The organism is Streptomyces sp. H39-S7, from assembly GCF_027158205.1.
Lineage (GTDB): Bacteria > Actinomycetota > Actinomycetes > Streptomycetales > Streptomycetaceae > Actinacidiphila.
The window spans coordinates 60,520-82,449 of sequence record NZ_JAPVLU010000001.1 but is presented as its reverse complement, the minus strand read 5'-3'; the positions used below and the strand labels follow the sequence as shown (position 1 = coordinate 82,449).

At 71.6% G+C, this 21,930-nt stretch carries 20 protein-coding genes; 15 read left to right on the top strand and 5 right to left on the bottom strand.

The genetic code is table 11. The annotated features are described in order from the left end of the window. Positions 1–167 precede the first annotated feature (167 nt). From O3X23_RS00390 to O3X23_RS00335, 12 genes are all read left to right on the top strand, one after another. On the top strand, positions 168–1,757 hold the full coding sequence (locus O3X23_RS00390) for a polyamine aminopropyltransferase (protein ID WP_269268944.1): 1,590 nt from the start codon (positions 168–170) through the stop codon (positions 1,755–1,757). Between the two features lie 168 nt (positions 1,758–1,925). Next, a complete protein-coding gene (locus O3X23_RS00385) occupies positions 1,926–2,732 on the top strand; it encodes an SRPBCC domain-containing protein (protein ID WP_269268943.1) in 807 nt (268 codons plus the stop codon). Between the two features lie 56 nt (positions 2,733–2,788). Continuing rightward, a complete protein-coding gene (locus O3X23_RS00380) occupies positions 2,789–3,586 on the top strand; it encodes an aldose epimerase family protein (RefSeq protein WP_269268942.1) in 798 nt (265 codons plus the stop codon). A gap of 75 nt (positions 3,587–3,661) precedes the next feature. Further along, entirely contained in the window at positions 3,662–4,201 is a 540-nt protein-coding gene (gene pyrE, locus O3X23_RS00375; protein ID WP_138357064.1) for an orotate phosphoribosyltransferase, read from the top strand. A 197-nt stretch (positions 4,202–4,398) separates the two neighbouring features. Then, positions 4,399–5,421: a class II fructose-bisphosphate aldolase gene (gene fbaA / locus O3X23_RS00370; protein WP_164294589.1), complete on the top strand. Its 1,023-nt coding sequence runs from the start codon at positions 4,399–4,401 to the stop codon at positions 5,419–5,421. Positions 5,422–5,520: 99 nt separating this feature from the next. Continuing rightward, positions 5,521–5,934: a DUF3151 domain-containing protein gene (locus O3X23_RS00365; RefSeq protein WP_269268941.1), complete on the top strand. Its 414-nt coding sequence runs from the start codon at positions 5,521–5,523 to the stop codon at positions 5,932–5,934. Positions 5,935–6,295: 361 nt separating this feature from the next. After that, positions 6,296–7,099, top strand: a complete 804-nt coding sequence (locus tag O3X23_RS00360) for a DUF3152 domain-containing protein (protein ID WP_331283867.1) — start codon at positions 6,296–6,298, stop codon at positions 7,097–7,099. A gap of 81 nt (positions 7,100–7,180) precedes the next feature. After that, positions 7,181–8,038: a tryptophan 2,3-dioxygenase family protein gene (locus O3X23_RS00355; RefSeq protein ID WP_269268940.1), complete on the top strand. Its 858-nt coding sequence runs from the start codon at positions 7,181–7,183 to the stop codon at positions 8,036–8,038. Continuing rightward, entirely contained in the window at positions 8,031–9,323 is a 1,293-nt protein-coding gene (gene kynU / locus O3X23_RS00350; RefSeq protein WP_269268939.1) for a kynureninase, read from the top strand. Before O3X23_RS00355 ends, kynU begins: the two co-directional genes overlap by 8 nt. A gap of 3 nt (positions 9,324–9,326) precedes the next feature. After that, positions 9,327–10,301: an alpha/beta hydrolase gene (locus O3X23_RS00345; protein ID WP_269268938.1), complete on the top strand. Its 975-nt coding sequence runs from the start codon at positions 9,327–9,329 to the stop codon at positions 10,299–10,301. 120 nt (positions 10,302–10,421) lie between these two features. Next, entirely contained in the window at positions 10,422–11,846 is a 1,425-nt protein-coding gene (locus tag O3X23_RS00340) for a sensor histidine kinase (protein WP_269268937.1), read from the top strand. Beyond that, entirely contained in the window at positions 11,843–12,502 is a 660-nt protein-coding gene (locus O3X23_RS00335) for a response regulator (protein WP_269268935.1), read from the top strand. Before O3X23_RS00340 ends, O3X23_RS00335 begins: the two co-directional genes overlap by 4 nt. A gap of 124 nt (positions 12,503–12,626) precedes the next feature. Here O3X23_RS00335 and O3X23_RS00330 read toward each other — a convergent pair whose 3' ends face one another. After that, positions 12,627–13,301 carry a Crp/Fnr family transcriptional regulator gene (locus tag O3X23_RS00330; protein WP_138357072.1) on the bottom strand — a complete coding sequence of 225 codons (675 nt, stop codon included), beginning with the start codon at positions 13,299–13,301 and terminating at the stop codon, positions 12,627–12,629. 253 nt (positions 13,302–13,554) lie between these two features. On the opposite strand from O3X23_RS00330, the gene nth reads away from it, so the two are divergent. The 3 genes from nth (at position 13,555) to O3X23_RS00315 (ending at position 16,368) form a co-directional block, all read left to right on the top strand. Further along, positions 13,555–14,388 (top strand): endonuclease III, encoded by an 834-nt coding sequence (gene nth / locus O3X23_RS00325; RefSeq protein ID WP_331283866.1) that lies wholly within the window; start codon positions 13,555–13,557, stop codon positions 14,386–14,388. After that, complete coding sequence (locus tag O3X23_RS00320; RefSeq protein ID WP_269268933.1) at positions 14,385–15,062, top strand: NUDIX hydrolase; 678 nt, start codon at positions 14,385–14,387, stop codon at positions 15,060–15,062. Before nth ends, O3X23_RS00320 begins: the two co-directional genes overlap by 4 nt. A gap of 106 nt (positions 15,063–15,168) precedes the next feature. Then, on the top strand, positions 15,169–16,368 hold the full coding sequence (locus O3X23_RS00315) for a MarP family serine protease (RefSeq protein ID WP_269268932.1): 1,200 nt from the start codon (positions 15,169–15,171) through the stop codon (positions 16,366–16,368). 370 nt (positions 16,369–16,738) lie between these two features. Here O3X23_RS00315 and O3X23_RS00305 read toward each other — a convergent pair whose 3' ends face one another. From O3X23_RS00305 to acs, 4 genes are all read right to left on the bottom strand, one after another. Next, positions 16,739–17,662: an alpha/beta fold hydrolase gene (locus O3X23_RS00305; protein ID WP_269268930.1), complete on the bottom strand. Its 924-nt coding sequence runs from the start codon at positions 17,660–17,662 to the stop codon at positions 16,739–16,741. A 13-nt stretch (positions 17,663–17,675) separates the two neighbouring features. After that, on the bottom strand, positions 17,676–18,125 hold the full coding sequence (locus O3X23_RS00300) for a phage holin family protein (protein ID WP_269268929.1): 450 nt from the start codon (positions 18,123–18,125) through the stop codon (positions 17,676–17,678). A gap of 69 nt (positions 18,126–18,194) precedes the next feature. Next, positions 18,195–19,601, bottom strand: a complete 1,407-nt coding sequence (gene nhaA, locus O3X23_RS00295; RefSeq protein WP_269268928.1) for a Na+/H+ antiporter NhaA — start codon at positions 19,599–19,601, stop codon at positions 18,195–18,197. A 220-nt stretch (positions 19,602–19,821) separates the two neighbouring features. Continuing rightward, positions 19,822–21,780 carry an acetate--CoA ligase gene (gene acs / locus O3X23_RS00290; RefSeq protein ID WP_269268927.1) on the bottom strand — a complete coding sequence of 653 codons (1,959 nt, stop codon included), beginning with the start codon at positions 21,778–21,780 and terminating at the stop codon, positions 19,822–19,824. Positions 21,781–21,930 lie beyond the last annotated feature (150 nt).

Sequence of the window (21,930 nt, the reverse complement as noted above, 5' to 3'; positions counted from 1 at the left end):
GCGGCAGCCCTCGGGGCACGGAACGGAGTGCGCTTCGGCGGTCGCGCTCGGAGCGCGCTTTTGCGAGCCCTGGTGGTACGCGAGGCGCCCTCAAGTGACATCAAGTGCCGTGAAATGCACCCCTGTGGGTGACAAATGCGACCGCAACCCTGGCATAGCGTTCATTCATGATCGACCAGACAAGCCGCCGGTCCGCCGTGCGGCTCCCCGTACCGGTCGGCCCGGCCCGTGCTCTGGTCCTCGCCGCCGTCTTCGTCTGCGCCGCGTGCGGGCTGATCTACGAGCTCGAGCTCGTCGCCCTCGCCTCGTACCTGGTCGGTGACTCCGTCACCCAGGCCTCGGTCATCCTGTCGGTGATGGTCTTCGCCATGGGTGTCGGATCCCTGCTGGTCAAGCACATACGGTGCGTCGCGGCCGTCGGCTTCGCGGGGGTTGAGGCGGCGCTCGCGCTGGTCGGCGGGCTCTCGGTGATGGCGCTGTACGCGTGCTTCGCCTGGTTCGGGATGGCGCGTCCGGCGATGATCGCCTGCGCGTTCGCCATCGGTGTGCTGATCGGTGCCGAGATCCCGCTGCTCATGACGCTCATCCAGCGGATCCGCCTGCAGGACGCGAGCGGCGCCGTCGCCGACCTGTTCGCCGCGGACTACGTCGGCGCGCTGGCCGGCGGACTCGCCTTCCCGTTCCTGCTGCTGCCCACGTTCGGCCAGCTCACCGGCGCGCTCGTCACCGGGGCGGTGAACGCGGTCGGAGGCGCCGCGATGGTGCTCTGGCTGTTCCGCGGCGACCTGACCCGGCGCGCCCGCAACTGGCTGCTCGTCGCCAACCTCGGCGTGCTGGCGGTGCTCGGGGGTGCCGCGCTGGCGGCGGACCCCTTCGAACAGGCCGCCCGGCGGGCGGTGTACGGCGGCGACGTGCGGGTCGCCGAGCAGACCGACGTGCAGGAAGTCGTCCTCACCGGCGGCTCCGGCTCCCCCGTCCAGCTCTTCTTCGACGGGCGGTTACGGGTCTGTGGAGCCGACGAGTACCGCTACCACGAGGCGCTGGTGCACCCGGCGATGGCCGGCCCGCACTCCCACGTCCTCATCCTCGGCGGGGGCGACGGCCTCGCGCTGCGCGAGGTGCTCCGGTACCCGGACGTCACGTCGGTGACGGTCGTCGACCTGGACGGCGAGCTCGTCCGGCTCGCCCGCACCGACGCCGACCTCGTCGCGCTCAACCGGCACGCCTACGGCGACCCGCGGGTCCGCACGGTCACCGCCGACGCGTTCGACTGGCTGCGGGCCGACCGCCCGGGGCCGTACGACGTGATCCTCGCCGACCTGCCCGATCCGGGGATCTCGCGCAGCGCGAAGCTCTACTCCGAGGAGTTCTACGGCCTGGCCGGCCGTGCGCTCGCCCGGAACGGACGGCTCGCCGTCCACGCGGGCTCGCCGAGTGCGGGCCGGCACAGCTACTGGACGACCGACGCGACGGTGCGGGCGACGGGGCTGCTCACCGTCCCGTATCTGACCGGCGGCCGGGACTGCGGACCCCCGTCGGGACCCGACCGCTGGTCCGGCCGGTCGGATGCCGGCCCCACCGACTGGGGCTTCGTACTGGCCTCGCGTGCCCGCCCCGAGCTGCGCCTCTCCCCGGACGCGCCACCGCTGCGCTCACTGTCCCCCGCGATCCTGCGGTCGCTGGGAGAGGCGGCCTGGGCGTCCCGGGAGAGCGGGCTGCCGCCCTCCACCCTGATGCGGCCGCGGGTGGGCGGATGACCGGCACGGCCGAGCGGCGCCGCCGTGCGAGCCCCTGGCCCGCGGCGCGGAGGGTTCCGCTTCGCGTTCCGTAGCGCGCCACGGTTCCGGGCCGCGGTTCCGGGCGCTGTCCATGTCGGGAGGTGCGACCCGGTGACCTGGGCCGCCGAGGGTCGGTAGGCTCCCCGCATGGAGCATGAGGTGTTCGTTCCGGTCCTGGCGGAAACCATTCGGCAGGCACTCGCCGATCCGGCCCGCATCGCGGCGAGCCTGCCCGGCTGGCAGCCCGACCCCGACGGCGACGTTCTCACCGGCCGGCTGCGGGTGCGCGTCGGCGGTTCGACGATCACCTACCGCGGCTCGCTCCGCGTCACCGAGCGCGAGGGCGGGTTCTCCGTCGAGGGCGACGGCACGGAGGCCCGCGGTACCGGCACCGTGAAGTTCACCCTCGCAGTGCTCGTCGAGGAGGCCGACCAGGCCGTTCCCGGCACGATGTTCTCCTTCAACGGCAGCGCGACGGCCGAGGGCCGGCTCGCCACGTTCGACGACGGCGCCCGCGAGGCCGCGGCCCGCCGGCTCCTGGACCGCTTCATCGCGGAACTGACGGCCGGGCTCCCCGCACTGCCCGAGGAACCCGATGTCGTCGACGGCCTCGACGGCGCCGACGAGGGCGGGGACGCGGACGCGGCCGAGGAGATCGCACTGGTCGAGGTGGAGCTGACCGACGACGACGTGGAGGTCGGCGTGGAGGTCCCGGAGACCGCCGCGGAACTCGACGACCTCGAACCCCCGGCCGAGGCGGCCCACGCCCGCCGCACCATGATCGGCCGCAGCGCCGAGGAGGTCGACCACGCCCCGCCCCGCGGCCGTTACGCCCCCGCACCCTCCGCGGCGACCACCTCCACCACCGCGACCCTGCGCTGGGCGGCGCCGGCCGCCGCGGTTCTGGTGGCCTCGGCAGTCGTCGTCGGCCGGGTGCTGCGACGCCGCAGGTAGCACCGCCCGGTCGGCCGGGCCACCCGTGAGCGAGGGGCAGGCCCTACGCTCTCAGGGTGACGACTGGGAAGAAACTGACGGCGGGCGACGCCGAACTGACCGTGGTGCCGCAGGACGGCTGCCGGATCGCCTCGCTGACGGTCGGAGGGACCGAACTGCTGCGCCAGGGCGACCGGTACGGCGCGTTCCTCATGGTGCCGTGGTGCGGCAGGACCGAGAACGGCCGGTTCCGCAACGGCGGGGTCGTCCACCAACTGCCCGTGGACGCCGCTCCGCACGCGATCCACGGCACCGGCCGCCACACCGCGTGGCGCGAGGGGCGCGGCGGTACGGATGCGTCGGCGTCCTACTACTTCGACCTGGCCGACCCGTGGCCGTACCGCGGGCGCGTCACGCACACGCTCGAACTGGGCGAGAACGAGCTGCGGATGACCCTGTCGGTGGAGGCGACCGACGACTCCTTCCCGGCCCAGGCCGGCTGGCACCCCTGGTTCCTGCGCAACCTCGGGCGGGGCGGCCGCGACGTCGAGGTGGAGTTCAGCCCGGCGTGGCAGGAGGAGCGCGGCGACGACCACCTGCCGACGGGCAAGCGGACCGAGCCGAAGCCCGGACCGTGGGACGACTGCTTCGGCATGCCGGACGGCGTGGATGTTTCGCTGACCTGGCCGGAGGAGGTGCGGGTGCGGGTGACCAGCCCGTCCGAATGGGTCGTGGTCTACGACGAGCAGCCCGAGGCCGTGTGTGTCGAGCCGCAGTCCGGGCCGCCGAACGGCCTCAACACGCTGCCGCGCCTCGTCACCCCGATCGATCCGCTGGAGATCACGACGGTCTGGTCGTGGGAGCGGCTGGGCTGACCCCGGGCCCGCCCCGGGGCCGGCCCCCTGGCTCGGATTCTGCCCGGGCCGATCGCGGCGGCTAATCTCGACGCCATGAGTGACGTGCGTGAAGCCCTGCTGCAGCAGATCAAGGACAAGGCCGTGGTCCACGGCAAGGTGACCCTCTCCTCCGGGCTGGAGGCCGACTTCTACGTCGACCTCCGCCGGATCACCCTGGACGGCGAGGCGGCACCGCTGACCGGCCAGGTGATGCTCGACCTGACCAAGGACCTCGACTTCGACGCCGTCGGCGGGCTGACGCTCGGCGCCGACCCGGTGGCGGGCTCGATGCTGCACGCGGCGGCCGCCCGCGGGCGCCGGCTCGACGCCTTCGTCGTCCGCAAGGCGACCAAGGCGCACGGCATGCAGCGCCGCATCGAGGGCACCGAGGTCAAGGGCCGCCGTGTCCTCGTCGTCGAGGACACCTCGACCACCGGCGGGTCCCCGCTGACCGCCGTCGAAGCGGTCCGCGAGGCCGGCGGCGAGGTCGTGGCCGTCGCCGTCATCGTGGAGCGCGGCGCCGCCCCGGCGATCGAGGCGGCCGGGCTGCCGTACCTCGCTGCCTACTCGCTGGCCGATCTCGACCTCGGCTGAGAGCTGAGCCGCACTCGTACGGAACGGCTTGACCTGCGGTTTTGCCGACCCCCTGGAGGTTCCACGTGGAACCTCCAGGGGGTCTTCGCATGCGAGGCGCGCACCGAGGTGGTGTTCGAGCGGGTCTCTGGGAGGATGGTGCCGACAACGACGTCGTACCGCAGTATCAGGACCCGCACATCACGAGGAGCGGACAAATGCCCATCGCAACCCCCGAGGTCTACAACGAGATGCTCGACCGGGCGAAGGCAGGCAAGTTCGCCTACCCGGCCATCAACGTGACCTCGTCGCAGACGCTGCACGCCGCGCTGCGCGGCCTGGCCGAGGCGGAGAGCGACGGCATCATCCAGATCTCCACCGGTGGCGCGGAGTTCCTGGGCGGCCAGTACAGCAAGGACATGGTCACCGGCGCGGTCGCGCTGGCGGAGTTCGCGCACATCGTCGCCGAGAAGTACCCGGTCACGGTCGCGCTGCACACCGACCACTGCCCCAAGGACAAGCTGGACGCGTACGTCCGCCCGCTGCTGAAGATCTCGCAGGACCGCGTCGCCGCGGGCCGCCTGCCGCTCTTCCAGTCCCACATGTGGGACGGTTCGGCGGAGAACCTGAACGACAACCTCGCCATCGCGCAGGAGCTGCTCGCACAGGCCGTCAAGGCCAACATCATCCTCGAGGTGGAGATCACCCCGACCGGTGGCGAGGAGGACGGTGTCTCGCACGAGATCAACGACTCCCTCTACACCACCCCGGACGACGCGTTCCGTACCGTCGAGGCCCTCGGCCTGGGCGAGAAGGGCCGCTACCTGCTGGCCGCTTCCTTCGGCAACGTGCACGGCGTCTACAAGCCGGGCAACGTCGTCCTGCGTCCGGAGATCCTCAAGGAGCTCCAGGTCGCGGTCGCCGAGAAGCACGGCAAGGCCAACGCCTTCGACTTCGTCTTCCACGGCGGTTCCGGCTCGACGATCGAGGAGATCAACGAGGCCCTGGAGAACGGCGTCGTCAAGATGAACATCGACACCGACCTGCAGTACGCCTTCACCCGCCCGGTCGCCGACCACATGTTCCGCAACTACGACGGCGTCCTGAAGGTCGACGGCGAGGTCGGCAACAAGAAGGTCTACGACCCCCGCGTCTGGGGCAAGTCCGCCGAGGCCGGCATGGCCGCGCGCGTCGTCGTCGCCGCCGAGAACCTGCGGTCCGCGGGCAACAAGATCAAGTAACTCACGGTAGGTCGCAGCACCGCTCCTCATCGGCCCCCCGGGCCCGCCGTTCCGGCCCGGGGGGCCGCTTGGCGTCCGGGACAGGGCAGACTGGAAACCATGGCCATTCACAAAGACCTCCTCGGGGGTCCGCCCCCGACCCATCTGCCCGACGACCCGGAGCCGCGCGAACTGCTCGCCTCCGGCACAGCCCCCTCAGAGGTGGCCGCGAAGTACCCCTCCTCCTCCCTGGTCTGGGCCCAGCTCGCCGACGATGCCTTCGAAGGAGGCCGGGTCGTCGAGTCGTACGCCTACGCCCGCACCGGCTACCACCGCGGCCTGGACGCGCTGCGCCGTGCCGGCTGGAAGGGCCACGGCCCGGTCCCGTTCGAGCACGAGCCGAACCGCGGCTTCCTGCGCGCGCTGCACGCCCTCGCCCGCGCCGCCCAGGCGATCGGTGAGCAGGAGGAGTACGAGCGCTGCTCGTCCTTCCTCCGCGACAGCTCGCCGACCGCGGCCGACACGCTCACCTGACGCGTTCGGCCGACATGCTCGACGGGCGCGCTGAGTTGACGGAACTCGCCTGCGGCAGCGACGTATTGGGCTGATCCCGCCCTCTTCCCGGCGACCGCCGATTGCTCCCGAAGTAACGCAGAAACAGACAAAAATTCACGCGGTTTGGCGTAGGACCGAACCCATGTGTGATTGTGAGCGTCATTGTCTGTGAGCACCGTGGGAGCAGTCGGCGGCCGGGGAGGCCGCCACTCCGGTGGCGCCTTCAGGGGGAGCTTTGACCCATCACGCACCGGTGGCCGGCGGCGACCGACAGCGAGGTCCCAGCCGGCGGGGAAGTCGGAGCCAGGCCGCGCGCCGGCGTCGACGTGCCCAGCGCCGCGTGCGGCTGCTGCTGACCGTCACCGTGCTGGCCTTGCTGGTCGGCGGTGCCGCCGCGTGGTGGAGCGGCGGTTCCGACGACGTCGCGGACGTGTCCGCCTCCTCGTCGCCGCCCGCCGCATCCTCCCCGGCACCCGCCGTGACGAAGGACGTCCCCCCGAGCACGGCCTCCAAGGCCCCCACGACACCCGCGTCGCCCACGACGAAGAAGAGCGACAAGCCGGCCGACGTGCCGAAGTCGGGGCCCGGCACCTTCAAGGCGGGCAAGGGCAAGGGCAGCGGCTCCACGGTCGGCAAGGGCGTCATCCTCACGTACCGGGTCCAGGTGGAGGACGGCATCCAGGTCTCCGCCGACCAGGCGGTGGACGAGGTGGCGGCGATCCTCGCCGACTCCCGCAGCTGGACCCGGGACGGCAAGCACGGCTTCCGCCAGGTGTCGTCCGGCGCCGCGGACCTCGTCATCCGGATAGCCACGCCCGACACCGCCGACTCGCTCTGCCTGGCGGCCATCCACCTGGACACCGGGAACGAGCTGAACTGCGAGGTCCCCGGCGGGGTGGTGGTGAATCTGCGACGGTGGATCCTGGGCTCGCCCACGTTCACCGGACCCATCTCCGACTACCGCGCCCTGATCATCAACCATGAGGTCGGGCACAGCCTCGGCCACGGCCACGAGGGCTGCCCCGGCCCCGGCAAGCTCGCACCGGCGATGATGCAGCAGATCAAGGGCCTCAACGGCTGCAAGCCGAATGCCTGGCCCTACGACCGCCAGGGGCGCTACATCAGCGGCCCGTCCGTCACCTGAGGCCTTGCCGAATCACCGCCCTCGACAGATGATCTCGGCGTGGCCCGGCGCCCCCGGGCCGAGATCCTGAAGGGAACGGAAATGTCCGAAACACCGGCCGAGGGTCCGGAGACCCCGAACCTCGACTTCCAGGGCACCACCCCGTACGAGGACTACGTCCAGGCGGATGTCCTCACCCATCTCCAGCACACCCTCTCCGACGATCCCGGCGAGATGGTCTTCCTGGTCACCACCCAGGTCATGGAGCTGTGGTTCACCGTCCTGGTCCACGAATGGCACACCGCGGGGCAGGCGCTGCGCGAGGACGACATCCCGACGGCCATGGCGGCGCTCAAGCGCAGCACCTACGAACTCGAATCGCTCAACGCCTCCTGGAAGCCGCTCGCGCACCTCACCCCGGGCCAGTTCAACTCCTACCGCAGCGCTCTGGGCGAGGGCTCCGGATTCCAGTCCGCGATGTACCGGCGGATGGAGTTCCTGCTCGGCGACAAGTCGGCGTCCATGCTCGTCCCGCACCGCGGCTCCCCCCGGGTGCACGCCGAGCTGGAGAAGGCCCTGCACGAGCCGAGCCTGTACGACGAGGTGCTCGGCCTGCTGCAGCGGCGCGGCCACGACATCCCCGCCGAACTCCTCGAACGCGATCTCTCGCTGCGCTACGAGCCCGACCCGGCCGTCGAGCGGGCCTGGCAGCGGATCTACTCCGCCTCCGAGGCCACCGCGGAGGCTCCCGCCGCGGACGCCGACCTGCTGCGGCTGGGCGAGGCGCTGACCGAGGTCGCCGAGCTGGTCTGGCGCTGGCGCAACGACCATCTGGTGGCGACCCGCCGCGCGATGGGCTCCAAGACGGGCACGGGCGGCTCCGCCGGTGTCGCGTGGTTGGAGAAACGTGCCACCAAGAACGTCTTCCCCGAGCTGTGGACGGCGCGCAGCCATGTCTGACGACCTGCTGCGGGAGCGGGCCGGGCGACTCGACGCGGCCGACGGGCTCGCGAAGATCCGGGACCGGTTCACCCTCGACGAGACCGTCTACCTGGACGGCAACTCCCTGGGCGCCCTCCCCGCCACGGTCGCGCCGCGGCTGCGCGACGTGATCGAGCGCGAATGGGGCAGTCTGCGCATCCGCTCGTGGGACGAGAGCGGTTGGTGGACCGCACCCGAGCGGATCGGGGACCGCATCGGCGCGCTGATAGGCGCGGCCACCGGCCAGGTCGTGGCCGGCGACTCCACCAGCGTCAACGTCTTCAAAGCGGTCGTGGCCGCCGTCCGGATGGCGGGGGAGGAGCGCACCGAGATCCTCGTGGACGCCGCGACCTTCCCGACCGACGGCTACCTCGCCGAGTCCGCGGCCCGGATGACCGGCCGCACCGTCCGGCCCGTCGGGGCCGGGGACATGGCGGACGCCATCGGCGAGCGCACCGCCGTGGTGCTCGTCAACCACGTCGACTACCGCACCGGGCGGCTGCACGACCTGGCCGCCACGACGGCCGCCGCCCACGCGGCGGGCGCTCTGGTCGTCTGGGACCTGTGCCACAGTGCGGGCGCGCTGCCGGTCGACCTCGACGCGCACGGGGTGGACCTCGCCGTCGGCTGCTCGTACAAGTACCTGAACGGCGGCCCCGGCGCGCCCGCGTACCTGTACGTCCGGCGCGATCTGCAGCCCCGCTTCGACTCGCCGCTGCCGGGGTGGAACTCGCACGCCGACCCCTTCGGCATGAGCCCCGACTACAGCCCCGCGGACGGCTCCGCCCGCGGCCGCGTCGGCACCCCCGACATCCTGTCGCTGCTCGCCCTCGACGCCGCGCTCGACGTCTGGGACGGCGTCGCCATCGCGGACGTGCGGGCCAAGAGCCTGGCCCTGACGGACTTCTTCCTCGAATGCGTCGAGCGGTACGTGCCGTCCGGCCGGGTCTCGTCGATCACGCCCGCCGCGCACGGACAGCGCGGCAGCCAGGTCGCGCTGCGCTGCGACGACGCGGGAGAGGTCATGCGCCGGCTGACGGCGCGCGGTGTCGTGGGCGACTACCGGCGCCCGGACGTCCTGCGCTTCGGTTTCACCCCGCTCTACACGCGGTTCGCCGACGCGGAACTCGCCGCGCGGGTCCTCGCCGACGTGCTCCGCGAGGTCGACGAGGAGGCCGGGACGGAGCCCGGCACAGCGTCCGCGGAGCCAGGCGGCGAAGCGGGCGCACCGTCCGGCCACGACACCGGTGAAGGGAACCGATAACCGATGCCCGCCTCCACGCCCGAGCACGCCGCCCACCGCGCGCCGCCCCCGGCCGGCCTCCGCCGGGCGGAGGCCGCCGCGCAGCGTGCGGAGGCGGAGGAGGCGTCGGCCTTCGCCCACCCGGCCGTCACCCCGGACGCGACCGCGGCCTACGGCGGACACCCCGACCAGGTCGTCGACTTCTACCGGCCGCGTCCCGGCGCCGGTGTCGCCGAGCTTCCCGCGCCGCTCGTCGTCGTGCTGCACGGCGGCGCCTGGCGCGCCCGCTTCGACCGCCGGCACATCTCGCCGTTCGCCGCCCACCTCGCCAGCCGCGGCTTCGCCGTAGCGTCGGTGGAGTACCGCCGCGGCGGCGAGGAGCCGTCGGCCGGCGGCGACGGCAGCGCGTACCCGCGCGAGCAGATCCCGCCGGCCGGCCGCTGGCCGGACACGCTCGACGACATCGCCGCCGTGGTCGACGCCCTGCCAGCGCTCGCGGTGCGGACGCTGGGCGCGGACACCGTGGACCCCCGGCGGGTCGTCCTCACCGGGCACAGCGCGGGCGGCCACCTGGCGCTGTGGGCCGCCGCCCGCAACGTCCTTCCGCCCGATTCCCCCTGGCATCGCCCCTCGCCTCCCCCGTTGCGCGGAGTCGTCGCCCTCGCACCGGTCGCGGACTTCGCGTCCGCGATCCGGCTGCGGGTCTGCTCCGACGCCGTCGTGCAGTTCCTCGGCGGACCCGAGCACGTCACGGCGCGGCTGCCCCACGCCGATCCCGCCGCGCTGCTGCCCACCGGTATCGCCACAACCATCGTGCAGGGCACCACTGACAATGTGGTTCCGCCGCAGGTCGCGAGGGCTTTTGCCGGGGCCGCGGCACTGGCGGGCGAAGAGGTCGTCGAGGCCGTTCTCGACGGCATCGGGCACTTCCCGCTGATCGATCCGGCCGCCGCCGCGTGTGCCGTCGTGGCCGAGGAGATCGCGCAACTCGCCTGGTAGCCGGCGGTGCGGGGCCGCTCCTGCGGCCCTCCGGCGGACCCGTGTAGTCCTTGAGACGGATGCCCGGAGATCGGCTGCGGTGTGGACGACGCGGCCGCGGCGGCTGCCTAGTGTGTGAGCGTGACCGACACCGACCAGACCACTCTGCGGACCGAGCTCCGTATAGCCCGGAGCGCGCTGAAGGGGCTGCGTGACGACCTGGTCACCGATGCCTTCGCCTTCCGCCCGCTGCCGCCCCGCTCCATCGACGGCCCGGTCGTGCGCCGGCTCCCCGAGCGGATCCGCGAATCCGCGCGCTGGCTGCCGCACGCCCGGCTGGCGGCCCTCGCCTGCTTCCTCATGCTGGTGGCCTTCGAGTTCGAGTCCGGCGGAGCGGCATTCGCCGCCGCGCTCCTCACCGGCATCCCGCTCGTGACCGTGCTCTTCCGCCCGATCGGCGGCTGGTGGCTGTCGTTCGGCGCCGCCTTCCTCAGCGGCGCGGCGGCCGGCGAGTTCTCGCAGTGGCCGTGGTCGGTCACCGGATTCATCTCCCACCTGGTGGTGATGGCCGTCGTCGCGAAGCGCACCCGGCCGCGGGTGGCGGCGGAGATGTGGCTGCTGACGGTGGCCCTGGGCGCCGTGTTCGCGTTCACGATGCCGAGCCGGGCGTCGGACTCCTTCGCCATGGGGCTCCTGTCGTTCTTCCTGCTGCTCATCGTGGTGCTGGTCAAGGGCTGGCGCGAGACGCAGGCGAAGGTCGTCGAGCAGGTCGCGGTCACCGAGGTCGAGCGCTCGCGCCGGACCGTCCTGGAGGAGCGCACGACGATCGCCCGCGAACTGCACGATGTCGTCGCGCACCACATGTCCGTCATCGCGATCCAGGCCGAGGCCGCGCCCTACCGCGTCGAGAACCCGCCGGACGAGCTGACCCGCAGTTTCGCGATCATCCGGGAGAACGCGGTGGCCGCGCTCACTGAGCTGCGCCGCGTCCTGGGTGTCGTTCGGGCCGACGAGCCCGGTCGCGATGCGGCGTTCGCGGACAGCGCCCCCGAGGCCCCGCAGCCCACCCTCGCCAACCTCGACTCGCTCCTGGCCAACGTCAGGGACACCGGCGCGGACGTCGACAAGGTGGTGACGGGCGCCGTCCGGACGCTGCCGCAGGGCGTGGAGCTCTCCGCGTACCGGATCGTCCAGGAGGGGCTCAGCAACGCGCTGCGCCACGCTCCGGGCGCCGCCACCCGCGTCGAGATCGGGTACGTCCTCGGCGGCCTCGGCCTGCGCGTGGTCAACGGCCCGGCCACTGAGGAGGTCCGGCCGTCCCACGGCGCCGGCCACGGGGTGCTGGGCATGCGGGAACGGGTGTCGATGCTGGGTGGCGAGATGACGGCCGAACCCACCGCCGAAGGCGGGTACGAGGTGACGGCCTTCATCCCGGTGGCCGCGGAACCGAAACCGGAACCGCCGGAAACCGGGGCCGGGCCGACGCCCGAGCCGCGGCACGGGCCGGGACCGGATCCGCAGCGGAAACCATGGCCTCTGGTGAAGTCCACCGGGGAACCCGTATGACGATCCGGGTGCTGATCGCCGACGACCAGATGATGGTCCGGGAGGGCTTCTCGGTCCTGCTCAACGCGCAGCCCGACATCGAGGTCGTGGGGGAGGCCGTGGACGGCCGGGAGGCCATCGCCCAGGTGGCCGCGCTCCGCCCCGACGTCGTCCTCATGGACATCCGGATGCCCGAGGTGAACGGCCTGGAGGCGACCCGCGAGATCGTCGCGGCCGACGCCGACGCCAAGGTCCTGGTCCTGACCACCTTCGATCTGGACGAGTACGTTTACCAGGCGCTCCGCGCCGGAGCCAGCGGCTTCCTGCTCAAGGACGCCTCGGCGCGGCAGCTGGGCGACGCCGTACGGATCGTGGCGGCCGGCGAGGCGCTGCTCGCACCGGCGGTCACCAAGCGGCTGATCGCCGAGTTCTCCCGGCTCGGTACGCCCCGCCCCCCGGCCCAGGACCGCGTCGGCGACCTGACCGACCGCGAGACGGAGGTGCTCGTCCTGGTCGCCCAGGGCCGGTCGAACGCCGAGATCGCCTCGCACCTCGTCGTCGCCGAGTCCACCGTCAAGACCCACGTCAGCCGGGTCCTGGTGAAGCTCGGCCTCCGGGACCGCACCCAGGCGGCCGTCTTCGCCTACGAGGCCCGTCTGGTGACCCCGGGAGGCTGACGGGGCGGAACGGGTGCCTCCGGGGGTGGCAGGCCCGCAGGCGGCGCTCCAGGCGGCCTCCGGACACGCTGAAGGCCCCGCCCGATGTGGGGCGGGGCCTTCAGCAAGCGGTGGGGCGGGGCCGTCAGCGGCTGCGCTTGGCGAGCCGCTCCACGTCGAGCAGGATCACCGCGCGAGCCTCCAGACGGAGCCAGCCGCGGCCGGCGAAGTCGGCGAGCGCCTTGTTGACGGTCTCGCGGGAAGCGCCGACGAGCTGGGCCAGCTCCTCCTGCGTGAGGTCGTGCACCACGTGGATGCCCTCCTCGGACTGCACACCGAAACGGCGCGACAGGTCGAGGAGTGCCTTCGCGACACGGCCGGGCACGTCCGAGAAGACCAGGTCCGACATGACGTCGTTGGTACGCCGCAGCCGTCGCGCGACGGCGCGCAGCAGCGCGGTCGCGACCTCGGGCCGGGCGTTCAGCCAGGGCTGCAGGTCGCCGTGGCCCAGGGCGAGGAGCTTGAGCTCCGTCAGCGCCGTGGCCGTCGCGGTCCGGGGGCCGGGGTCGAAGAGCGACAGCTCACCGATCAGCTCGCCGGGGCCGATGACGGCGAGCATGTTCTCGCGGCCGTCGGGGGAGGTGCGGTGCAGCTTCACCTTGCCCTCGGTGACGACATAGAGCCGGTCCCCGGGGTCCCCTTCGTGGAACAGCGCGTCGCCACGCGCGAGCGTGACCTCGGTCATCGAGGCGCGCAGTTCAGCGGCCTGCTCATCGTCGAGCGCCGCAAAAAGCGCCGCGCGCCGCAGAACGTCGTCCACGAGCTCTCTCCTTGTCGACATCGCCGGATGATCCCCGTGATGCCCGCTGGCAAAACAGTGCGATCAATCACAAGTCTGTCTTATGTATCGCCGAGCACGTGCCCCGGGGGTCCGATTGGGGGTCGGTTCCTTGTGGCCACGGCCGGATGTCGGTGCCGAGGCTTAGGCTGGCCGGGTGTCTGATACGCCGAGTTCGCAGAATAAACGGCAGGGTGTGACGGCCAAGCGAGTGACCCGAACCCCTGATTCCGCTGTGAGCGAACAAGCTTCGCTCAAGCCCGCCAAGAAACCGGAATCACGGATCGCGCTGGTCCGCCGGGCGCGGCGGATCAACCGCGAGCTCGCCGAGCTCTACCCCTACGCCCATCCGGAACTCGACTTCGAGAACCCCTTCCAGCTCCTCGTCGCCACGGTCCTGTCCGCCCAGACCACCGACCTGCGGGTGAACCAGACGACCCCCGCCCTCTTCGCCGCCTATCCGACGCCGGAGGACATGGCGGCGGCCGAGCCGGAGCGGCTGGAGGCGCTGATCCGCCCGACCGGCTTCTTCCGCGCCAAGGCGAAGTCGCTGCTCGGCCTGTCGGCGGCGCTGCGCGACCGGTACGACGGCGAGGTGCCCGGCCGGCTGAAGGACCTGGTCACGCTGCCCGGGGTGGGCCGCAAGACGGCCAACGTCGTCCTGGGGAACGCGTTCGGAGTGCCCGGCATCACGGTCGACACCCACTTCGGACGGCTGTCGCGCCGCTTCGGCTGGACCACCTCCGAGGACCCGGAGAAGGTCGAGCAGGAGGTCGGCGAGCTCTTCCCGAAGAGCGAGTGGACGATGCTGTCGCACCGGGTGGTCTTCCACGGCCGCCGTACCTGCCACTCCCGCAAGCCCGCCTGCGGCGCCTGCCCGATCGCCCCGCTCTGCCCGTCGTACGGCGAGGGCGAGACCGACCCGGAGAAGGCGAAGAAGCTGCTGAAGTACGAGCTGGGCGGGGCCCCCGGCCAGCGTCTGCGCCCTCCGTCCGACTATCCGGGTGAACCGGCGCCGCCACTGGGCGCCCCGGCGACCACCACGGCCATGACGCAGGGGAGCGAATGACGACCACACGCGGCGGCGAGGCGGCCGTATCGATCCAGGGGCTGCCCCAGTGGCTGCAGCCGGTGGCCCGCGCCGCGGGGGACGTGCTCCCGGAGCAGCTCAGCCGGTTCCTGCCGCCCTCGTCCGGCCAGGGCCGGCAGTCCGCCGTGCTGATCCTCTTCGGCGAGGGCGAGCACGGCCGCGACCTGCTGCTGATGGAGCGTGCGACCTCGCTGCGGTCGCACGCCGGCCAGCCGTCGTTCCCCGGCGGCGCGCTCGACCCCGAGGACGGCGATCCCGAGGGCGACGGCCCGCTGCGCGCGGCGCTGCGCGAGGCCGAGGAGGAGACCGGTCTCGACCCGTCGGGGGTGCAGATCTTCGGTGTCCTGCCGCGGCTGTACATCCCGGTCAGTGAATTCGTCGTGACGCCGGTGCTCGGCTGGTGGCGCACACCCACCCCGGTCGGCGCCGTGGACCAGGCCGAGACGGCCCGGGTCTTCCGGGTCCCCGTCGCGGACCTCGCCGACCCCGCCAACCGGGCGACGATGACGCATCCCAGCGGCTTCCGCGGCCCGGCGTTCCTCGTCGAGGGCGCCGTGGTGTGGGGTTTCACAGCCGGCTTGATCGACAGGATTCTGCACTTCGCGGGCTGGGAGCAGCCCTGGGACCGGGGCAGGACGGTGCCGCTCGCATAGGACGGCATGAGACCGTGTGCTCGTGCTGTGTCTTCCTGGGGGGCAGCCCCGGGAACCCCGGCCGTTGCCCCGGTCGAGCTGGACCGTCCTCGCGAGGTCAACCTAGATGAACGTGCTGGACTTGTTGCTGTTGCTCGCCGCCGTGTGGTTCGCCGTGGTGGGCTACCGCCAGGGATTCGTCGTCGGCGTCATGTCGGTGATCGGTTTCCTGGGCGGCGGTCTGGCGGCCGTCTACGTGCTGCCCATGATCTGGGACAAGGTCACCGACGACTCCTCGCCCGGATCCGTGGCGGTGGTGATCGCCGTCGTCGTGGTGATCGTCTGCGCCTCGGTCGGCCAGGCCTGCACCACCCATCTGGGCAACAAGCTGCGCACCCGCATCACGTGGTCCCCGGCCCGCGCGCTGGACGCGGGCGGCGGCGCGCTCGTCAACGTCGCCGCGATGCTGCTCGTCGCCTGGCTGATCGGCTCCGCGCTCGCCACCACGGCGCTGCCGACGATAGGGCGCGAGGTGCGCTCCTCGAAGGTGCTGCTCGGCGTCTCCCGGGTCATTCCCCAGCAGGCGGACAACTGGTTCACCGACTTCAGCTCCACGCTCGCGCAGAACGGCCTCCCGCAGGTCTTCAGCCCCTTCGGCAACGAACCGATCACCTCGGTGCCCGAGCCCGACCCCCGGCTGGCGAGCAGCGCGGTCGTCAACCAGGCCCGCCGGAGCATCGTGAAGGTCGTCGGGACGGCGCCCAGCTGCGGCAAGGTGCTGGAGGGCACCGGCTTCGTCTTCGCCAGGGACCGGGTGATGACCAACGCCCACGTCGTCGGCGGGGTCAGCGAGCCCACCGTGCAGATCGGCGGCGAGGGCCGGCTCTACGACGCGCGCGTCGTCCTGTACGACTGGCAGCGCGACATCGCCGTCCTGCAGGTGCCCGGGCTGAACGCGCCCGTGCTGAACTTCACGTCGGCCGACGTGCACAGCCGCGACGACGCGATCGTGGCGGGCTTCCCGGAGAACGGCGGCTTCGACGTCCGCGCGGCCCGGGTGCGCGGACGCATCCAGGCGAACGGCCCGGACATCTACCACCGGGGCACCGTGCACCGCGACGTCTACTCGCTGTTCACGAAGGTGCGCCAGGGCAACTCCGGAGGCCCGCTGCTCACCCCGGACGGCAGGGTGGCAGGCGTCATCTTCGCCAAGTCCCTCGACGACGCGGACACCGGCTACGCACTGACCGCCGACGAGATCCGCGACGACATCACCGCGGGCCGGACGGCCAACCGCCAGGTCGACAGCCAGGGCTGCGCGCTCTAGGAAGGGTGGGGGAAGGCCCTGGTGGGGGCCGGCCCGGTCAGTCGCTGCGGGGGTGCCGCAGGCGCGCGCCCACCCATCGTGCGCGCCGCTGCAGAATGCGTGGGATACCGATCTGGTGCTCCCCCTCGGGGAGTACGGCCGCAGGCGTCGCGCGGTTGACAGCTGCGACGAAAGTGCGGCGGTTGCGTTCTACATCACGGTAGTCGTGCGTCCAACCCATACGGAGCTAAGTGCCCGCGCCTCAAGGTCGGTAATCGTGTGGCGCTCGGCCAATTGGCCTATGCGTCCGGCATTTGGCTGATCGTCAGTTAGTAGTACTGGACGGTCCACTGTGGCGACACACCGTCCGGCACTCCCGTCCCCACCGTCACTACCGGTCCGGCTCGGGATCCTTCAGCCAGTTGATCAGCTCGGTCGAGAACGCGAGGGGGTCCTCCTCGTGCGGGAAGTGCCCCAGCCCGTCGAAGAGCCGCCAGCGGTACGGCGCCTCCACGTACTCACCGCTGCCCGCCGCGCTGTGCGTGCGCATCGCGGAGTCCAGCGAGCCGTGCAGATGCAGCGTGGGGACCCGCACGGGACGCTTCATGCGCCGGTTGAACTGGATGCCGTCGGGACGGGCCATGGAGCGGACCATCCAGCGGTACGGCTCCACCGCGCAGTGTGCCGTGGAGGGGATCTGCATCGCCCGCCGGTAGACGTCGACCGTCTCCTCGTCCGGCAGCAGCGGCCCCGACCAGTCCCGGATCAGCCGCCCGACCATCGCGGAGTCGTCCGCGACCAGCTGCCGCTCCGGCAGCCAGGGCCGCTGGATGCCCCAGATGTAGGAGCCGGCCGCGCTCTGCTTCATGTCGGTGAGCATCGCCGTGCGCCAGCGCCGGGGGTGCGGCATCGAGCAGACCGCCAGCCGGCGCACCAGCTTCGGCCGCATCACCGCCGCGGTCCAGGCCAGATAGCCGCCGATGTCATGGCCGACCAGCGCCGCGTCCGGCTCACCGAGCGAGCGGATCACCCCGGTCACGTCCAGCGCGAGGTTCGCGGGGTCGTAGCCGCGGGGCGTGCGGTCGCTGCCGCCGACCCCGCGCAGGTCCATCGCGACCGCGCGGAACCCCGCGTCGGCGAGCGCCGTGAGCTGGTGCCGCCAACTCCACCAGAACTGCGGGAAGCCGTGCAGCAGCAGCACCAGCGGGCCGTCGCCGGCCTCGGCGATGTGGAATCGCGCGCCGTTCGCGGCGACATCCCGGTGCGTCCAGGGCCCGTCGAGCCGTGCAACCGAAGAATGAGCAGCGACCGTCATGAAGCTGAGCGTGTCACACCTTGAGGTCCTCCGTGCTACCGGACTCCAGGGGGCGCGGATGCGGCTTGACGCTCTGGAGTACGGCTGCCGTCTGCTTGGCCGAGGCGATGCTGCGCTCCGGCTTCTTCACCTTCTTGAACTTCGCGCGCGCGAACACGGCGAGGATCAGGGCGATCACCACGTACGCGCCGCCGACGATCAGGAACGACCACGCCAGGCCCAGCCCGAGGGCGTGGATGCCGTAGGCCGCCGCCATGCTGAACATCGGCAGGGCGAAGAAGGCCAGTGCCGCCGCGCCCGCGATCGCGCCGCTTCCGAGGCCGACCTTCTTGACGTCCTCCCGCAGCTCGGCCTTGGCGAGGGCGATCTCGTCGTGCACCAGGGCGGACATCTCCGCCGTGGCGGAGGCGAACAGCTGCCCGAGACTGCGGCTCGCGCCCTCGGCCTGCTCCACTGCGCTCATCGCTTCCTCCGTCGGTATCCGTCATGCCCGGCTACCAGGTGGTAGGGACCGTTACCCACAGATCATGCCTCAGTCCCCGTCACCCGCGCCTCTGACCCGGGCCAGTTCGGCGAGCCTCCGGTGTTCGACGGCCTTCCGCTCCAGGATCTCGGCCATCCGCAGGTGGTAATCCGGGTTGTCCTGTTCGTAGATGTCCGGGATGCCGTCCCCGTCCTCGTCGCGCTCCTCCTCGTCGCACATCGCCCGGTACTTGTTGTTGCGGAGCTTGAGCAGGATGCCCGCGATGACGGCCGCGATCAGGGAGCCGATCAGGACGGCCGCCTTGACCTCGTCGGCCAGCACGGGCTCCTCGGCGAAGGCGAGTTCGCCGATCAGCAGCGACACGGTGAAGCCGATCCCGGCCAGCGAGGCGACGGCGAGCACGTCCGGCCATTCGAGGTCCGGGTTGAGCTCCGCCCGGGTGAACCGGGCCGCGAGCCACGTGCCGCCGAACACCCCGATGGTCTTGCCGGCCACCAGGCCGAGGACCACGCCGAGCGTCTCGGGCTGCGAGAAGACATCGGTGAGCGCGCTGCCGGAGACGACGACACCCGCCGAGAACAGCGCGAACAGCGGCACCGCCAGGCCGGCGGAGACGGGTCGGACCAGGTGCTCGACGTGTTCGCCGGGGGAGTGCTCCTCGCCGTCCCGGCGCGAGCACCGCAGCATCAGCCCCATGGCGACGCCCGCGATCGTGGCGTGCACGCCGCTGTTGTACATCAGTCCCCAGATGACCAGCGCGAGCGGTACGTAGACGTACCAGCCGCGCACCTCCCTGCGGAGCAGCAGCCAGAACAGCAGCAGTCCCAGCGCGGCGCAGCCGAGGGCCACGAAGTTGATCGACGAGGTGAAGAAGACCGCGATGATCAGGATCGCGAAGAGGTCGTCGACGACGGCGAGCGTCAGCAGGAAGGCGCGCAGCGCGGACGGCAGCGACGTGCCGATGACCGCGAGGACGGCCAGCGCGAACGCGATGTCGGTGGCGGTCGGGACCGCCCAGCCGTCCAGCGCGCCGCCGCCGACGGTGTTGACCACCACGTAGACGAGGGCGGGTACGGCCATGCCGCACAGGGCGGCGATGACGGGGAGCGCCGCCGCGGACGGCGTCCGCAGCTCGCCGGCGACCAGCTCGCGCTTGAGCTCGATACCGGCGACGAAGAAGAAGACGGCGAGCAGGCCGTCGGCCGCCCAGTGCTGGACCGACAGGTCCAGCCCGAGGGAGGACGGGCCGAAGTGGAACTCCCTGACCGTCTCGTAGGTCTGCTGCGCCGGGGAGTTGGCCCAGATCAGCGCGGCGACGGCGGCGATGAGCAGCAGGACGCCGCCCACGGTCTCGGCGCGCAGCGCGTCGGCGACGTAGGTCCGCTCGGGGAGGGAGAGCCGTCCGAGGAAGGATCGGCCGTTCGCGGGTCGGTCGGTCGCGGGTCGCTCGGTCACGGGTTCCAGGCCTCCGGTCGGTTGGTCGTCCACTGGACGTGGCTGACTCCGTTGCCGACCAGACTTCCCGGCGCACCCTGTGTACTGACGCGTTCCTGACGCGGGGACCAGCCTATCGGCTCACGCGCTGTGCCGTCCGGCGATCCTCACATTACGGGCAAAAGGGGCTCCCGGCGTGATGCCGGAAGCCCCTCGCCGAGTCGTCGGAAGCCCTCGCCCGTCAGTCCTCGCTGCTCGCGCCCGGCAGGTTGGTCTGGATCAGATCCATCACCGACGAGTCCGTGAGCGTGGTGACGTCACCGAGCTCGCGGTTCTCCGCGACGTCGCGGAGGAGCCGGCGCATGATTTTGCCGGAGCGGGTTTTGGGGAGTTCGCCGACGATGAGGATGCGCTTGGGTTTGGCGATGGGGCCGAGGGTCTTGCCGACGTGGTCGCGTAGTTCGGCGACGAGGGTGTCGGAGTCGCTGGCGGTGCCGCGCAGGATGACGAACGCGACGATGGCCTGGCCGGTGGTCTCGTCGGCGGCACCGACGACGGCGGACTCGGCGACCTTGGGGTGCGAGACGAGCGCGGATTCGACTTCGGTGGTGGAGATGTTGTGGCCGGAGACGAGCATGACGTCGTCGACCCGGCCCAGGAGCCAGATGTCGCCGTCGTCGTCCTTCTTGGCGCCGTCACCGGCGAAGTACCGGCCCGGGAAGCGGGACCAGTAGGTGTCGATGTAGCGCTGGTCGTCGCCCCAGATGGTGCGCAGCATCGAGGGCCACGGCTCGGTCAGGACGAGGTAGCCGCCGGAGCCGTCGGGGACTTCGTTCGCTTCGTCGTCGACGACGGTGGCGGCGATGCCGGGCAGGGCGCGCTGGGCGGAGCCGGGCTTGGTGGTGGTCGCTCCGGGCAGGGGGCTGATCATCATGGCGCCGGTCTCGGTCTGCCACCAGGTGTCCACGATCGGGCAGCGGTCGTGGCCGATGTGTTCGCGGTACCACATCCACGCTTCGGGGTTGATCGGCTCGCCCACGCTGCCGAGCACGCGCAGGGAGGACAGGTCGAACTTCGCGGGGATGTCGTCGCCCCACTTCATGAACGTGCGGATCGCGGTGGGGGCGGTGTAGAGGATGCTCACCCCGTATTTCTGGATGATTTCCCAGAAGCGGCCCTGGTGGGGGGTGTCGGGGGTGCCTTCGTAGATGACCTGGGTGGCGCCGTTGGCGAGCGGCCCGTAGACGATGTAGGAGTGTCCGGTGACCCACCCGATGTCGGCGGTGCACCAGTAGACGTCGGTTTCGGGCTTGAGGTCGAAGACCGCGTGGTGGGTGTAGGCGGTCTGGGTGAGGTAGCCGCCCGAGGTGTGCAGGATGCCCTTGGGCTTTCCCGTGGTGCCGCTGGTGTAGAGGATGAACAGCGGGTGTTCAGCGTCGAAGGCCTGCGGGGTGTGCTCGGCGGACTGGCGGGTGACGATGTCGTGCCACCACACGTCACGGCCCGCGCTGAACGCGGTCTCCTGGCCGGTGCGGCGCACCACCAGGACGTGCTCGACGGTCGGGCACTTGGCGACGGCCTCGTCGATGGCGGGCTTGAGCGCGGAGGGCTTGCCGCGCCGGTAGCCGCCGTCGGAGGTGATGACGAGCTTGGCGTCGGCGTCCTGGATCCGCGAGGCGACCGCGTCGGCGGAGAACCCGCCGAAGACCACCGAGTGCGCCGCGCCGATCCGGGCGCAGGCCAGCATCGCGACCACGGCTTCGGGGATCATGGGCAGGTAGACCGCGACGCGGTCGCCGGCCGCTACGCCCAGTTCGGTCAGGGCGTTCGCGGCGCGGCTGACCTCGTCCTTGAGCTCGGCGTAGGTGAGGGTGCGGCTGTCGCCGGGCTCGCCCTCGAAGTGGATCGCGACACGGTCGCCGTTGCCGGCTTCGACGTGGCGGTCGACGCAGTTGTAGGCCACGTTGAGTTTGCCGTCGGCGAACCACTTCGCGAACGGCGGGTTCGACCAGTCCAGCGTCTGGGTGGGCTCGACATCCCAGCTCAGGCGGCGCGCCTGCTCGGCCCAGAAGGCCGGGCGGTCGGACTCGGCCTGTGCGTACGCGTCCGCGGTGACGTTGGCGGATGCGGCCAGCTCGGCCGGCGGAGCGAAACGCCGCTCCTCCTTCAACAGATTGGCCAGGCTCTCGTTGCTGCTCACGCCAACTCCTTGTCAGACTGTCCCAGATGTCCCGGCCATAGCTCATCAGGCCGCGGGCGCGATGACAAGAGTCGCAGGATAATTGGTTTAGACCTGTAGCGTGAACGGCCGTTCCGGAGGCCGTGCGGCGCGGCGTTCTCACGCCGCCAC

What these genes read in the sequence shown, in the direction of transcription:
- O3X23_RS00385 (WP_269268943.1), top strand. Translation starts at nt 1,926, where the DNA reads ATGGAGCATGAGGTGTTCGTTCCGGTCCTGGCGGAAACCATTCGGCAG.
- O3X23_RS00335 (WP_269268935.1), top strand. Translation starts at nt 11,843, where the DNA reads ATGACGATCCGGGTGCTGATCGCCGACGACCAGATGATGGTCCGGGAG.
- O3X23_RS00345 (WP_269268938.1), top strand. Translation starts at nt 9,327, where the DNA reads ATGCCCGCCTCCACGCCCGAGCACGCCGCCCACCGCGCGCCGCCCCCG.
- O3X23_RS00315 (WP_269268932.1), top strand. Translation starts at nt 15,169, where the DNA reads ATGAACGTGCTGGACTTGTTGCTGTTGCTCGCCGCCGTGTGGTTCGCC.
- pyrE (WP_138357064.1), top strand. Translation starts at nt 3,662, where the DNA reads ATGAGTGACGTGCGTGAAGCCCTGCTGCAGCAGATCAAGGACAAGGCC.
- kynU (WP_269268939.1), top strand. Translation starts at nt 8,031, where the DNA reads ATGTCTGACGACCTGCTGCGGGAGCGGGCCGGGCGACTCGACGCGGCC.
- O3X23_RS00305 (WP_269268930.1), bottom strand. Translation starts at nt 17,662, where the DNA reads ATGACGGTCGCTGCTCATTCTTCGGTTGCACGGCTCGACGGGCCCTGG.
- O3X23_RS00320 (WP_269268933.1), top strand. Translation starts at nt 14,385, where the DNA reads ATGACGACCACACGCGGCGGCGAGGCGGCCGTATCGATCCAGGGGCTG.
- O3X23_RS00390 (WP_269268944.1), top strand. Translation starts at nt 168, where the DNA reads ATGATCGACCAGACAAGCCGCCGGTCCGCCGTGCGGCTCCCCGTACCG.
- fbaA (WP_164294589.1), top strand. Translation starts at nt 4,399, where the DNA reads ATGCCCATCGCAACCCCCGAGGTCTACAACGAGATGCTCGACCGGGCG.
- O3X23_RS00300 (WP_269268929.1), bottom strand. Translation starts at nt 18,125, where the DNA reads ATGAGCGCAGTGGAGCAGGCCGAGGGCGCGAGCCGCAGTCTCGGGCAG.
- O3X23_RS00355 (WP_269268940.1), top strand. Translation starts at nt 7,181, where the DNA reads ATGTCCGAAACACCGGCCGAGGGTCCGGAGACCCCGAACCTCGACTTC.
- O3X23_RS00365 (WP_269268941.1), top strand. Translation starts at nt 5,521, where the DNA reads ATGGCCATTCACAAAGACCTCCTCGGGGGTCCGCCCCCGACCCATCTG.